Origin of the sequence: Actinoplanes sp. NPDC051859 (genome assembly GCF_044452725.1) — a bacterium.
Classification (GTDB): Bacteria; Actinomycetota; Actinomycetes; order Mycobacteriales; family Micromonosporaceae; genus Actinoplanes.
In genome coordinates, this window is record NZ_JBITBX010000001.1 from 622,113 (window position 1) to 635,677 (window position 13,565).

A 13,565-nucleotide genomic window follows, 5' to 3' on the forward strand; every position below is an offset into this window, starting at 1 on the left:
ATCAACCTCCACGGTGGTCCGTCTTGCGGGGATGTCGTTGCTGCCGAGGATCAGCCCAGCAACCAGGTGTCTTTGCTGCCGCCGCCGCGCGAGGAGTTGACGATCATGCTGCCGGCGGGGGCGACCCGGGTCAGGGCCGCGGGGGCGACCACCGACTCCCGGCCGGTGAAGATGAACGCCCGCAGGTCCACGTGCCGGGGCGCGAACTGGTGACCGTCGAACACCGGATGGGTCGACAGGTCCACCATCTCCTGCGCCACCCAGCGGTGCGGGGCGGTGCGGATCTGCCGGCGTACGGCGGCCAGGTCGTCTGCGCTGGCGTGCGGGCCGATGACGATCCGGTCGCCGCCGTAGCCGTCGACCGGCTTGCAGACCAGCTCGTCCAGCCGGTCCAACACCTCGACGCGCTGCTCGGGAATGCCACACAGATAGGTGGGGACGTCGGCCATCAGGGGCTTTTCGCCGAGGTAGTACTCGATGAGCTTCGGCACGTACGCGTACACGGCCTTGTCGTCGCCGATGCCGTTGCCGAGCGCGTTCGCACAGACCACCGTGCCCGCGTGCAGGGCGGTGATCAGGCTGGGACCCAGCGGCATGCCGTCGGCGCCGGGGGAGTGCACCAGGCTGTCCTCGCCCATCCGCAGATAGATGACGTCGACGCGGTGCTTGCGGCCGTTCGCCACCCGGTGCACGACCGCGTCGTCGACGAGCAGTTCGGTGCTGCGGACCAGGGGGACGCCCATCTCGTCGGCGAGCATCCGGTGCTCGAACCACGCCGAGTCGTCCGGGCCCTGGCTCAGCACGACCACCCGCGGATCGTCGCCGGCGGTCGGCCCGGCGGCGTCGAGCAGGGCTCGTTTGAGGAGCTGGGGAGTTTGCTCCGGGCTGATCAGGTTGCGCGGGCGCGGCAACTCCGGCAGGACTGCCTCGGTCAGACGGCGGTTCTGCATGGCGTACGCGATGCCGGACGGCACCCGCAGGTTGTCCTCCAGCACGCACCAGGCGCCGGCGCCGTCGCGGACCAGGTCGACTCCGGCCACCTGGGTCCGGATGCCGGTGCCGGTGTTCAGGGCGCCGCTGGGTCGCAGCTCGGGCGAGCCGTCGATGACCCAGCCGGGGACCACGCCGTCGGCGACGACCGCGCGGTCGCCGTACACATCTTCCAGGAAGGCGTTGAGCGCCCGGACCCGCTGGACCAGCCCACCCTGCAGGTTGTCCCAGTCGGAGGCGGGCACGATCCGCGGCACGAGGTCGAACGGGAACAGCCGGGTCGCCGCCTCACCGGCCACGCTGAAGGTGATGCCACGGGCGCGCTGCTCGTCATCCTTGGCATCCTCGCGGCGGCGCAGCCCGGCCGGACCCAGTGCCCCGAGCACCTGCACGATCGGCTCGTACCCGGGCACCACCTCGCCGTCGGGGAACGCCTCGTCACCACTCGCCGCGTACGGGGTCAGTCCGGCGGGAACGCTCTGCCCGCCCGGCCCGATTCCGGTGGCGCCGCCGCGGGTGTCGGCGACGAGCAGGTCCACCACGTCGGAGATCCGCCCCCGCCGGGCCATCGCACGGCGCTGTCGAGCCGCCGAACTGCCTCGGCTCAGCGCCTGCACCGACAGGTCGAACACCTGCTCCCAGTCGCCGAGCTCTTCCAGCTGCGGGCGCAGCTCGCCGACCAGCCGCTCCACCGCGACCGCGGCCGGCACGGGCACCGGCGATCGGGGCAGGTCCAGCAGGTCGCCTTCCAGCCCGGACCGGGCGGCGCGCCACATGGCAGCCCGGTGCAACGGCGGCCGGGTCGGCACGAGCGGTAGCCCGGCGCGGTGGTCCTGCAGGGCTTTCAGCACGAGTCCGCGGAACAGCCCGGCCAGCAGCACGACGGTGTCGGCGTCCGGGCTGGAGTCGGTGACGCGCAGCTCGACCGTGGGCAGGTGCGCGGACGGTCGGACATCGAAGTAGACCATCTTGGGATCGCTGATCGTGCCGGAAGCGACCAGGTCCTCGACCAGCGCGTCGTACTCGGCGGCGCTGCGGATGACCCCGCTGTCGCCGGCGGTGGGCCAGCGCATCCACACCAGCGACCGCACGCTGGCGTATCCGCTATCTTCCCCCATCCAGTACGGCGAGCTTCCGGAGAGCGCGAGCAGCACCGGCAACGCCGGAGCGACCCGCTGTGCGACCGCTACTGCCTCGTCTCGGTCGGCCACGCCGACGTGCACCTGGGCGCCGCAGATCAGCTGTTCCCGGGTGAGCATCTGGTACTCGTCGAGCATGCGCTGGTAGCGCGAGGTCGGGGTGACCGGCAGCGCGTCGAGGTCGACCACCGGAACGGTGCCCGCAGCGACCAGGCCGAGCCCCAACGACTCGGCGACACCGATCGCTCGGCGGCGCAGGCCGACGATGCCGTCGCGCAGGTCGTCCAGCGTGCGGGCCACCGGGGTGTTGGTCTCGACGACCGAGCGGTGCAGCTCGGCGGAGAAGTGGTCCTGGTCGAGCCGGGCCAGGATCTCCGGTGCGCGGGGCACCAGCTCCCGGGTCCGCAGGTCGACGACGTGCAGCTCTTCCTCCGCGCCGAGCGTGAGATCCGCGGCCAGCGTGCCGCTCGGGCAACCTTCGCCGGACCTCAGTGACTCCGTCATTGCTAACCGCCTCTGCCGCTCGTCGTCGCACCGGCGAGCCTGACCAGCTCAAGTACCGGAGCTGTGTCGTGCCCATTTCCGCCCGCCGCCAAGCATGATGATTCGCACACCCGTGCGGGTCCGGGCGGGAGTGACCCGTCGGGGTGCGGTGCGCGAGGATGCTCGAAGAGCCGGTCTTCCGCGCCCAACTACGCGAAAACCTGTGCAATTGTTCACGAAGGCTATGGGCTCGGGTGGCGGCGCCTTAACGTCCGGGACACCATTAACGGGCGTTCGGTCCAATGGCAATGGGAGGCGGCTATGGCCGGGGAGAAGTACGTCTACGATTTTTCCGAGGGTCACAGGGATCTCAAGGAGCTTCTCGGCGGTAAAGGCGCGAACCTTGCGGAGATGACTCGGCTCGGCCTGCCCGTGCCGGCCGGTTTCACCATCACCACGCGGGCCTGCCAGGCGTACCTGGCGACCGGGGCCAACCCGGAGGGGCTGATCGCGGAGATCGACGACCATCTTGCTGCGCTTGAGCGCGCGATGGGCCGCAAGCTGGGCGACGCGGGCGACCCGCTGCTGGTCTCGGTGCGTTCCGGCGCCGCTTTCTCGATGCCCGGCATGATGGAGACCGTGCTGAACGTCGGCCTGACCGACGCCAGCGTCGTCGGCCTCGCCGCCCAGTCGGGCGGCAACGACCGCTTTGCCTGGGACTCGTACCGCCGGTTGATCCAGATGTTCGGCAAAACCGTGTGTGACGTGCCCGGCGAGGAATTCTCCGACGCCCTGGAAGACGCGAAGAAAGCCAAGGGCGCGACCGACGATCTGCACCTGGACGCCGCCGACCTGAAGGCCCTGGTCGAGAGCTTCAAGCGCATTTTCGCCAAGCACACCGGATACGACTTCCCGCAGGATCCGCGCGAGCAGTTGCGGCTCGCCACCGAGGCCGTCTTCCGCTCCTGGAATGCCGAGCGGGCCGTGCTCTACCGCCGCCAGGAACGTATTCCGGCCGACCTGGGCACCGCGGTCAACGTCTGTTCCATGGTCTTCGGCAACCTCGGCGCGGACTCCGGCACCGGCGTCGCCTTCACCCGGGACCCGGCCTCCGGCGCTCAGGGCATCTACGGCGACTACCTGTCGAACGCGCAGGGCGAAGACGTGGTGGCGGGCATCCGCAACACCGTCCCGCTGGAAGACCTCGAGAAGCTGGACGCCAAGTCTTACGCCGAGCTCCTGGCGATCATGGCGAAGCTCGAAGGCCACTACCGCGACCTGTGCGACATCGAGTTCACCATCGAGCGCGGCAAGCTGTGGATGCTGCAGACCCGGGTCGGTAAGCGTACGGCCGCAGCCGCCTTCCGGATCGCCGCCCAGCTTGTCGACGAGGGCATGATCAGCCTGGATGAGGCGCTGCGGCGGGTTTCCGGCGCTCAGCTCGCCCAGCTGATGTTCCCCCGTTTCGACCTCTCCGCCGACCCGACCGTGCTCACCAAGGGCATCGGTGCCTCGCCGGGTGCCGCGTCGGGCAAGGCGGTCTTCACCGCCGAGCGCGCTGTCGAGCTGGCCGCCGAGGGTGAAGACGTCATCCTGGTCCGCCGGGAGACCAACCCGGAGGACCTCGCCGGCATGATCGCTGCGCGTGGCATCCTCACCGCCCGCGGCGGCAAGACCAGCCACGCGGCAGTGGTGGCCCGCGGCATGGGCCGGACCTGCGTCTGCGGCGCTGACCAGCTCGAGATCGGCCGGGACAGGGTCACCGTGAACGGGCAGGTCATCACCGAGGGCAACATCGTCTCGATCGACGGCACCACCGGCCGGGTCTACCTCGGCGCTGTGCCGGTGCGGCCCTCCGAGGTCGTGCAGTACTTCGAGGGCGACAAGGTGGAGGAGTCCACTCTGGTCGACGCCGTGCACACGATCATGAGCCACGCCGACGCGTCTCGTCGGCTCGCCGTGCGGACCAACGCCGACACCGGCGAGGACGCGGCGCGCGCCCGGCGCTTCGGTGCGGAGGGCATCGGCCTGTGCCGGACCGAGCACATGTTCCTCGGCGACCGCAAGGAGCTGGTCGAGCGGCTGATCCTCAGCTCCACCGAGGACGCCCGCAACGACGCGCTGGCTGCTCTGCTGCCGCTGCAGAAGGCTGACTTTGTCGACCTGTTCCGGGCCATGGACAACCTGCCGGTCACCGTGCGTCTGATCGACCCGCCGCTGCACGAGTTCCTGCCCTCGCTGGAGGAGCTTGCCGTCAACGTGGCGGTCGCCCGCGAGCGCGGCGAGGACCATGCCGAGGATGAGGAGCTGCTCGACGCCGTACGCCGGATGCACGAGCAGAACCCGATGCTGGGCCTGCGGGGCGTTCGGCTCGGCCTGGTGATCCCGGGTCTGTTCGCGATGCAGGTGCGCGCCATCGCTGAGGCCGCCGTCCAGCTCGCCGGCGAGGGCCTGCACCCCCGCCCGGAGATCATGGTCCCGCTCGTCGGCGCCGTGCAGGAGCTGGAGATGGTCCGGCAGGAGTGCGAGCAGATCGTCGCCGAAGTCGTGGCGGACAGCGGCGTCGAGGTGCTGATCGGCACGATGATCGAGGTGCCCCGGGCGGCGCTGACCGCCGGGCAGATCGCCGAGGCCGCGGACTTCTTCTCGTTCGGCACCAACGACCTGACCCAGATGGGCTGGGGCTTCTCCCGCGACGACGTCGAGGGTGCGTTCTTCTGGCGCTACCTCGAGCTGGGCATCTTCGGCATCTCGCCGTTCGAGTCGATCGACCGGGACGGTGTGGGCCGGCTGATCCGGATTGCCGCGGAGGAGGGTCGGGCGGTCCGCCCGGAGCTGAAGCTCGGTGTGTGCGGCGAGCACGGCGGCGACCCGGAGTCGGTGCACTTCTTCCACGAGGTCGGCCTCGACTACGTGTCCTGCTCACCGTTCCGCGTGCCGGTTGCCCGCCTGGAGGCGGGCCGCGCGGCCATCACCGGTGGGGATTCCGACAGCCGCTGACCACCTGCACGGCCACCTACGGCCGGATCGGGGCATCCGTGCCCTGGTCCGGCCCTTGTCGTTGGTGGATGCATTCTCGCTGAGAAGTTGCTGAGAGTAACCAGCTAGGTCGCTTTGTGTAACGGATTGTTCACGGATCTTCGTTAGGGTGTCCGAAATATCCCACTCGCGTTTGCAGGGAAAGGACCTCATGACGACGCCGGACACCCAGACGGCCGGTCGCGGGCGCACGTTGCTGCGCCATGACCTGCCAGCCTCGATCGTCGTGTTCCTCATCGCCATCCCACTGTCGCTCGGCATCGCCGCCGCCTCCGGCGCACCGCTGCTGGCCGGCCTGGTCGCTGCGGTCGTCGGTGGCATCGTCGCCGGCGCGCTGAGCGGCGCCCCGCTCCAGGTCAGCGGTCCCGCCGCCGGGCTTACCGTCATCGTGGCCGGCACCGTCGCCGAATTCGGCTGGGCCGCGACCACCGCCATCGTGGCTATGGCCGGCCTGATCCAGCTCGCGCTCGGTGCCTTCCGCCTCGGCCGGGCCGCTCTCGCGCTCTCCCCGGCCGTCGTACACGGCATGCTCGCCGGCATCGGCGTCGTCATCGCCCTCAGCCAGGTGCACGTACTGCTCGGCGGCGACCCGCAGAGCGCCGCCTGGGACAACCTGCGCGACCTGCCCCGGCAGATCGCCGGCAACCACAGCGGTGCCGTCTTCGTCGGCGTACTCACCATCGCGATCCTGCTGATCTGGCCGCGCCTGGTGAAGATCTCGCTGCTGCCCGCCGCCCTCGTCGCCGTCACCGCGGCCACGATCGTCGCGAGTGCGGGTGGCCTGACCGTCGAGCGGGTCGACCTGCCGCCCAACCCGCTGGGCAGCCTCACCTTCCCGCGCTGGCCGGACGGCGGCCTGCCGGACATCGCCATAGCGGTCGTGACCATCGCCCTGGTAGCCAGCGTCGAATCGCTGCTCTCCGCGGTGGCCGTCGACCGGATGCACGACGGACCGCGCGCCGACCTCAACAAGGAACTGCTGGCCCAGGGCGCCGCCAACACCGTCTCCGGTGCGCTCGGCGGACTGCCGGTCACCGGCGTCATCGTCCGCAGCTCCACCAACGTCGCCGCCGGGGCGAAGACCCGCGCCTCAGCCATTCTGCACGGACTGTGGATTGCCGTCTTCGTGCTGCTCTTCGCCGGACTGCTCGAACGGATTCCGTTGTCCGCTCTGGCCGCCGTGCTCGTCGTCGTGGGGCTGCGGCTGGTCAGCTTGGCCCAGATCAAAACCTACGTGCGGCACCGGGAACTGCCGACGTACCTGGTCACCGCCGTCGGGGTGATCTTCGTCGACCTGCTCACCGGGGTCGCGCTGGGCATGGCTACCGCCGTGCTGCTGATGATCGTGCGGCTGGCCCGGTGCGAGATCACGCGGACCTCGCCGACGCCGGGTCGCTGGACGGTGGTCATCACCGGCACGCTTGCTTTCGTCGGCGCCGGCCGGGTCGCCCGCGAGCTGTCCGTCCTGCCGCCGAGCGAGACCGTCGAGCTGGAGCTGCACCTCGACTACCTCGACCAGGGCGCTTTCGAGACGATCCAGGACTGGAAGGAAGCGTACGAGCGAGGTGGCGGCACAGTGCGCGTCCGCGAGGTCCACGACAGCTGGTTCCACCGGGCCACCGATGGCCGGCTGGGCGTCGCCCGCAGCCAACCAGCCCGGGCGCCGCGCCTGCTCGGCTCCTGGTCGCAATGGGTGTCGCTCAACGAGCAGCGGCAGGACGCCATGCAAGCCGGCATCGACGAGTTCGAACGCAGTGTCGCGCCGCTGGTCCGCCCGCACCTGGCCGACCTCGCGCGCGACGGGCAGCAGCCGGAACAGCTCTTCATCACCTGCGCCGACTCCCGGGTCGTGCCGAATCTGATCACCACGAGCGGCCCGGGTGACCTGTTCTGCGTGCGCAACGTGGGCAACATCGTGCCGCCGTACGGCTCGGACGACACCTCGGTGGGTGCCGCCGTCGAGTACGCCGTGGACGTCCTAGGCGTCACCACCATCACCGTGTGCGGCCACTCGGGCTGCGGTGCCGTCCGCGCGATGATGGCCGGCGCCGCAGGTGGCCCGTCGGCGCTGGGCAGCTGGCTCGACGCCGCCGGGTCGGCCCTCGAGGGTGACTGCGAGACGGAATGCATCACCGCCAACGTGGCGCAACAGCTGAAGAACCTGTGCACCTACCCGACCGTACGGGCGGCAGCGGACGCGGGCCGGCTCACCCTGACCGGGCTCTACTTCGATCTCGCCGAGGCAAAGATGTACCGCGTCCAGGACGGTGTGCGGACCCCGGTCAGCGTCGGTTGACCGGCGGTCTTTGTGCCATTTCTGCCGCTGCTGTTGAGGTCGACGCTGCGACGGCCCAAGGTGGAGCCGGGCCGCAGGACGAATTTCTCCGGCCCACCCGGCCGGAACGGACATCGATTCCGTACGGCAGGGTACGGGCGCGGGGGCCGCCTGGGTGGAGGTGACAGCGGTGACGGTCGACGGCGCGCCCTTGCACCCCGGCGATGTGGTGCTCGTCGGACGGGCCGCCAGCGTGCAGTTCACCGGCCGCTCCGGGTTCGCGTTCCGGATCATCGCGGTCGACGGCCGGCCCACCTACGCCGGCTGGGTCTGGCTCGACGGCTACCAGCTCGACCGCCGCGGGCAGGCGGTGGCCCGCCGGCGCATCTTCGTCCGCGTCGCGGGCCTGCGCCGGGCGGGCACCCCGGGCACTTCGCTGCGCTCTGACGGCCAGCACTGAGGTGTCCGCCCTCAGCGGAAGAGAGGGCGCTGATCAGAACCGGGCGCCGGATTAGGGGGAAACAGCCGCGGATCACCCGGCCGGGATGCGATGTTGGTTACCGGGGAACGAGTGATGGGCGGGAAGCGATGACCGACTACGAGACCGCGACCGAGGACTGGTCCGCCGATGCATCGATGGACACCGGCAAGTACACGTTGCCGTCGACCACGCAGGACTCGGTGCACCGCCTCGCGGATGTCAGCAGCGACATGGCGACGGCAACCCGGTCGGCGGTGCGCGCCGCGCAGACCGCCGTCGCGGTGATCCAGCGGCTGGATGCGAGCAGCACCGAGATCGGCAAGGTTGTGCAGCTCATCGCCACCATCGCCAAGCAGACCAACCTGCTCGCGCTGAACGCCACCATCGAGGCGGCCCGGGCCGGCGAGGCGGGGCGCGGCTTCGCCGTCGTCGCCAGTGAGGTCAAGGACCTGGCCAACGAGACCGCCACCGCGACGAACGAGATCGGCGGCCAGGTCGGTGGCATCCGCGCCGACACCCAGAACGCCGTGTCCGCCATCGAGGAGATGCAGTCGCTCATCGAGGAGTTGGACCGCTGCCAGATGGTGATCAGTGGAATCGTGACGGAGCAGCAGGCCGGCTGACGCGGCGTGGGCGGTGGGGAAGGATAGGGCCATGGCCCGACAGAAGCAGCGGCGCCGCCCGGCAACGGCGGTCACCGAACTGGAGAACTCCGATCCCTGCCCCTGCGGATGGGTGCTGCCGTACGGCGAATGCTGTGGCCGCGCCCACGGCGGCCACGCCCCGGCCACCGCGGAGGCCCTGATGCGCTCCCGCTACGCCGCCTATGTGCTGGACGACGCCCCGTACGTGCTGAAGTCGTGGCATCCGGACACCCGCCCCGACTCGGTCGAGCCGGATCCTGCGCTGCGCTGGACCGGGCTGGACGTGATCGAGGCGACCAGGGGCGGCCTCTTCGACGCCGAGGGCGTGGTGGAGTTCCGGGCCCATTACCGAGACGGCGGCAAGCCGGGGGACATGCACGAGCGGAGCCGGTTCGTGCGGCACGACGGTCAGTGGGTGTACTGGGGTCCGATCCTTACCAACGAAGCCCTGGCAAACATCTGACCTTGTGTGTTTCCCTTCATGGGATCACTCGAGGAGGGCATCGTGTCGTCGCACCAGCGGCCGTTGGAGCCGGGCATTGTCCGAGACTTCAAGGTCAATCTCTCGTACGGTAAATATCTGGATCTGGACCGGATCCTGTCGGCGCAGCACCCGGTCAGCGTGCCGGTGCACCACGACGAGCTGCTCTTCATTCTGCAGCACCAGACGTCGGAGCTCTGGCTGAAGCTGGTGCTGCACGAGCTGCGTGCCGTGCTGCGGCAGATCGCGGCCGACCAGCTCCGGCCCGCGCTGAAGGGCCTGGCCCGGGTGAAGCACATCCAGCGCTGCCTCACCGAGCAGTGGTCCGTGCTGGCCACCCTGACGCCCAGCGAGTACGCCGAGTTCCGCAGCTTCCTCGGCACCTCCTCGGGCTTCCAGTCCTACCAGTACCGCGCGGTGGAGTTCACCCTCGGTAACAAGAACAAGCGGATGCTGTCGGTCTTCGACGACGATCCGGGCGCGAAGTCGATGCTCACCGAAGCCCTGGAGACCCCGAGCGTCTACGACGAGTTCCTGCGCTACCTCGCCCGGCAAGGCCACGCGGTCCCGGCCGCGATCCTCGACCGGGATGTGACCGAGCCCTACAAGTTCCACGCCGACCTGGTGCCGGTCTTCGTCGAGATCTATGAGAACAAGGACAAGTTCTGGGAGGCGTACGAGGCCTGCGAGGAGTTCGTGGACCTCGAGGAGAACTTCCAGTTCTGGCGGTTCCGGCACCTCAAGACGGTCGAGCGCACCATCGGCTTCAAGCGCGGCACCGGCGGTTCCAGCGGAGTTGACTTCCTGCGCAAAGCTCTGGACCTGACGTTCTTTCCGGAGCTGTACACCGTGCGTACCGAAATAGGGGTGTGACCTTGACTGACGACCTGCTGCAGCGGGCCGAGACGCTGGACGCCGCGGATGCGTTGGCGCCCCTGCGGGATCGTTTCCTCGCGCCGGACGACTTCGACGTCATCTCCTATCTCGACGGCAACTCGTTGGGGCGGCCGCTGCGCGCGACCGAGGAACGGATGACCGCGTTCGTGCGCGACCAGTGGGCGGGCCGGCTGATCCGTGGCTGGACCGACGGCTGGCTGGAACAGCCGCAACGGCTCGGCGACCGGCTCGGCGAGCTCGCGCTGGGCGCCGCCGCCGGGCAGGTCGTGGTCGCCGACTCCACCACCGTGCTGCTCTACAAGCTGGTGCGAGCTGCCGTCGACGCCCGCCCCGGCCGCCGGAAGATCGTCCTCGACACCGACAACTTCCCCACCGACCGGTACGTCTGCGAGGCCGTCGCCGCCGAACGCGGCGTCGAACTGGTGTGGATCGACACCGACCCGACCGCGGGCATCACCACAGAACAGGTCGCGGCGGCGGTCGGCGAGGACACCGCGCTCGTGCTGTTCAGCCACGTCGCGTACCGCTCGGGCTGGCTTGCCGACGTTGCCGAGATCAACCGCATCGCGCATGCCGCCGGTGCCCTGACCCTCTGGGACCTGTGCCACTCGGCTGGCTCGGTAGAGGTCGAGCTGGACGCGTGGGGTGTGGACCTCGCGGTCGGCTGCTCCTACAAGTACCTCAACGGTGGGCCGGGGGCGCCCGCTTTCGCGTACGTGCGCACAGAACTGCAGGGTGACTTGCGGCAACCGATCTGGGGCTGGATGGGCCACCGGGCGTCCTTCGAGATGGGTCCCGGGCACGAGTCGGCGCCGGGCATTCGCGCGATGCTGAGCGGCACTCCGCCGATCCTGGCGATGGTGCCGTTGGACGCCAGCCTCGACCTGCTCGCCGAGGCCGGCATCGCCGCGGTCCGGCGCAAGTCGTTGCTGCTCACCGAATATGTGATCGAGCTGGCCGACGCCTGGCTGGCCCCGCTGGGCGTCGAGGTGGTCAGCCCGCGCGACCCGGCTCGGCGCGGCGGCCACGTGACGCTGCGGCGGCCCGGCTTCGAGCAGCTTCTGGAGCCGCTCTGGGCCGGCGGTGTCATCCCGGACTACCGGCGCCCGGACGGCCTACGGATCGGCCCGGCGCCGCTGAGCACCGGCTTCGCCGAGGTGCACCGGGGCTTGAGCTTCCTGCGGGACCTGCTCGAGAAGCAGCCGTGACCTGGCTCGTCCCGGACTCGCTGTGGTGGGACGGCCGCCTGCACACCGCCTCCGCGCTGCGTGACGGCGTCGTGACGGCCGTTGCGGCGCTGCCCACCGGGGACGCGCGGTTGCGGCTTCCCGGCACGATCCTGCCCGGCCTCGGCGACGCGCACATCCACACCGCCCTCGTCGACCTGCCGACCCTGCGCGCGGGCGGCCTCGCCTGGGTGCAGGATCTGGGTGGCGTGCCCGGCCAGCTCGCCGAGCTGGCCGGCCGCCATCCGTGGTTGCGTTACGCCGGACCGTTCCTCACCGCGCCCGGCGGCTATCCGAGCGACCGCTCCTGGGCGCCGGCGGGCAGCTGCCGGGTGGTGCAGTCGGCCGCCGACGCGGCCGACGCGGTCGCCGAGGCGCACGCGGGCGGCGCGAGCCTGATCAAGGCGACGGCGCACGCGGGCGGCCCGATGCTGCCGCACGCGACGCTGGGCGCTGTCGTGGCAGCCGCGCACGACCGGAGCCTGCCGGTGGTCGTGCATGCCGAAGGGCCGGACACGGTCGCAGCCGCCCTCGACGCCGGCGCTGACCTGCTCGCGCACACTCCATGGACTGAGCGACTCGACGACGGTCTGCTGCGCGCCTGCGCCGCCCGGATGACCTGGATCAGCACGCTCGACATCCACGGCTACGGCAGCCCCACCCCCGAGCGTGAGACCGCCGTCGCCAACCTCCGCCTTTTCCTTGCGTACGGCGGAAAAGCGGTCTACGGCACTGACCTGGGAAACGGGCCGCTGCCACCAGCCATCAATCCTCGGGAAATCCGGGCCCTGCAGGAGTGCGGCCTCGCCCCGGCGGACGTCCTGGCGGCGATGACCGAGCCGGACCGGCCGGAGCTCAGCTGGATCCCGGGCGGCCTCGACCTGGACGCGGCCCGCTTCGCCGACTCGGTAGCCACTGCTCGCGTCTACGGCCCTGATGTCCAGCCGCGGCATATCCTCCGGTCATGAACCGCGCGCTCCCGGCCTTCTCCTCGCCGCTGCTGGCCGCCGTCCCGCCGCGGCGGGCACCTCTTCCGTCGTGTCGGGCCACTGCCGGGACGCGGGGTGAGCAGTCGTGACGATCGTGGTGACCGGGGCGACCGGGCGGCTGGGCGGGCGGGTCGCTGCGCGGCTGGCTCGACCGCAGCGGCTGCTGGTGCGGGACGCCGCCCGCGCGCCGCGGATCGCCGGGGCTTCGGTCGCGGTGGCCGACTACAGCGATTCCGCGGCGGTCCGGGCGGGCCTCGCCGGCGCCGACGTCGTGCTGATGGTGTCCGCGGCGGAGAACCCCGACCGGATCGCCCAGCATCGCGCCTTCGTGGACGCGGCTGCTGCGGCAGGCATCGGTCACCTGGTCTACACCTCATTCATGGGCGCGCGCCCCGACGCCACTTTCACGCTGGCCCGCGACCACTGGGCGACCGAGGAGCACATTCGCGGCGCAGGGCTGCCCCACACATTCCTGCGCGACAACCTTTACGCCGACTTCGTCCCCGCGCTGGCCGGGACGGACGGGGTGATCCGCGGGCCGGGTGGCGACGGCCGGGTTGCGGTCGTCGCCCAGGACGACATCGCCGACGCGATCGTCGCCGTCCTCCGCGACCCGGCACCGCACGCCGGGCAGACCTACGACCTCACCGGACCGCAGGCACACTCCTTCGCCGAACTGGCCGCTGCAATCGGCGCGCGGTACCACGCCGAAACGGTGGAGGAGGCTTACGCGTCCCGCGCGGTCTACGGCGCCCCGCAGTGGCAGGTGGACGCCTGGGTGAGTACCTACACGGCGGTGGCGGCGGGTGAACTGGACACCGTGGACCCGGCCCTCGAACGGCTGACCGGCCGCCCGGCAACCTCGCTGGCGGAGGTGCTGCGCCAGCGTCCCTAGATCGACTCCACTCGCGGGCATCGTCG

Annotated in this window: 10 protein-coding genes; 9 read left to right on the forward strand and 1 reads right to left on the reverse strand. The window is 70.6% G+C overall.

Annotated features, from left to right (window positions below; all coding sequences use genetic code 11):
* Positions 1-50 precede the first annotated feature (50 nt).
* Positions 51-2,633: a glutamate--cysteine ligase gene (locus ACIA1L_RS02840; protein WP_396070755.1), complete on the reverse strand. Its 2,583-nt coding sequence runs from the start codon at positions 2,631-2,633 to the stop codon at positions 51-53.
* A gap of 300 nt (positions 2,634-2,933) precedes the next feature.
* Between ACIA1L_RS02840 and ppdK the strand changes: the two genes are divergently transcribed.
* From ppdK to ACIA1L_RS02885, 9 genes are all read left to right on the forward strand, one after another.
* Positions 2,934-5,612, forward strand: coding sequence for a pyruvate, phosphate dikinase (ppdK, locus tag ACIA1L_RS02845; protein WP_396070756.1), 2,679 nt, complete (start codon positions 2,934-2,936; stop codon positions 5,610-5,612).
* A gap of 190 nt (positions 5,613-5,802) precedes the next feature.
* Positions 5,803-7,947, forward strand: coding sequence for a SulP family inorganic anion transporter (locus tag ACIA1L_RS02850; RefSeq protein WP_396070757.1), 2,145 nt, complete (start codon positions 5,803-5,805; stop codon positions 7,945-7,947).
* A 169-nt stretch (positions 7,948-8,116) separates the two neighbouring features.
* The gene (locus ACIA1L_RS02855) at positions 8,117-8,386 is read left to right on the forward strand and encodes a hypothetical protein (protein ID WP_396070758.1); all 270 of its coding nucleotides are present in this window, start codon (positions 8,117-8,119) and stop codon (positions 8,384-8,386) included.
* 128 nt (positions 8,387-8,514) lie between these two features.
* Positions 8,515-9,030: a methyl-accepting chemotaxis protein gene (locus ACIA1L_RS02860; RefSeq protein WP_396070759.1), complete on the forward strand. Its 516-nt coding sequence runs from the start codon at positions 8,515-8,517 to the stop codon at positions 9,028-9,030.
* Positions 9,031-9,061: 31 nt separating this feature from the next.
* A complete protein-coding gene (locus ACIA1L_RS02865) occupies positions 9,062-9,514 on the forward strand; it encodes a YchJ family protein (protein WP_396070760.1) in 453 nt (150 codons plus the stop codon).
* Positions 9,515-9,556: 42 nt separating this feature from the next.
* On the forward strand, positions 9,557-10,405 hold the full coding sequence (gene kynA, locus ACIA1L_RS02870) for a tryptophan 2,3-dioxygenase (protein ID WP_396070761.1): 849 nt from the start codon (positions 9,557-9,559) through the stop codon (positions 10,403-10,405).
* A gap of 2 nt (positions 10,406-10,407) precedes the next feature.
* Positions 10,408-11,637, forward strand: a complete 1,230-nt coding sequence (gene kynU, locus ACIA1L_RS02875) for a kynureninase (RefSeq protein ID WP_396070762.1) — start codon at positions 10,408-10,410, stop codon at positions 11,635-11,637.
* Entirely contained in the window at positions 11,634-12,623 is a 990-nt protein-coding gene (locus tag ACIA1L_RS02880; protein WP_396070763.1) for an amidohydrolase family protein, read from the forward strand. Before kynU ends, ACIA1L_RS02880 begins: the two co-directional genes overlap by 4 nt.
* Before the next feature lie 106 nt (positions 12,624-12,729).
* The gene (locus tag ACIA1L_RS02885; protein WP_396070764.1) at positions 12,730-13,539 is read left to right on the forward strand and encodes an SDR family oxidoreductase; all 810 of its coding nucleotides are present in this window, start codon (positions 12,730-12,732) and stop codon (positions 13,537-13,539) included.
* Positions 13,540-13,565: the final 26 nt, after the last annotated feature.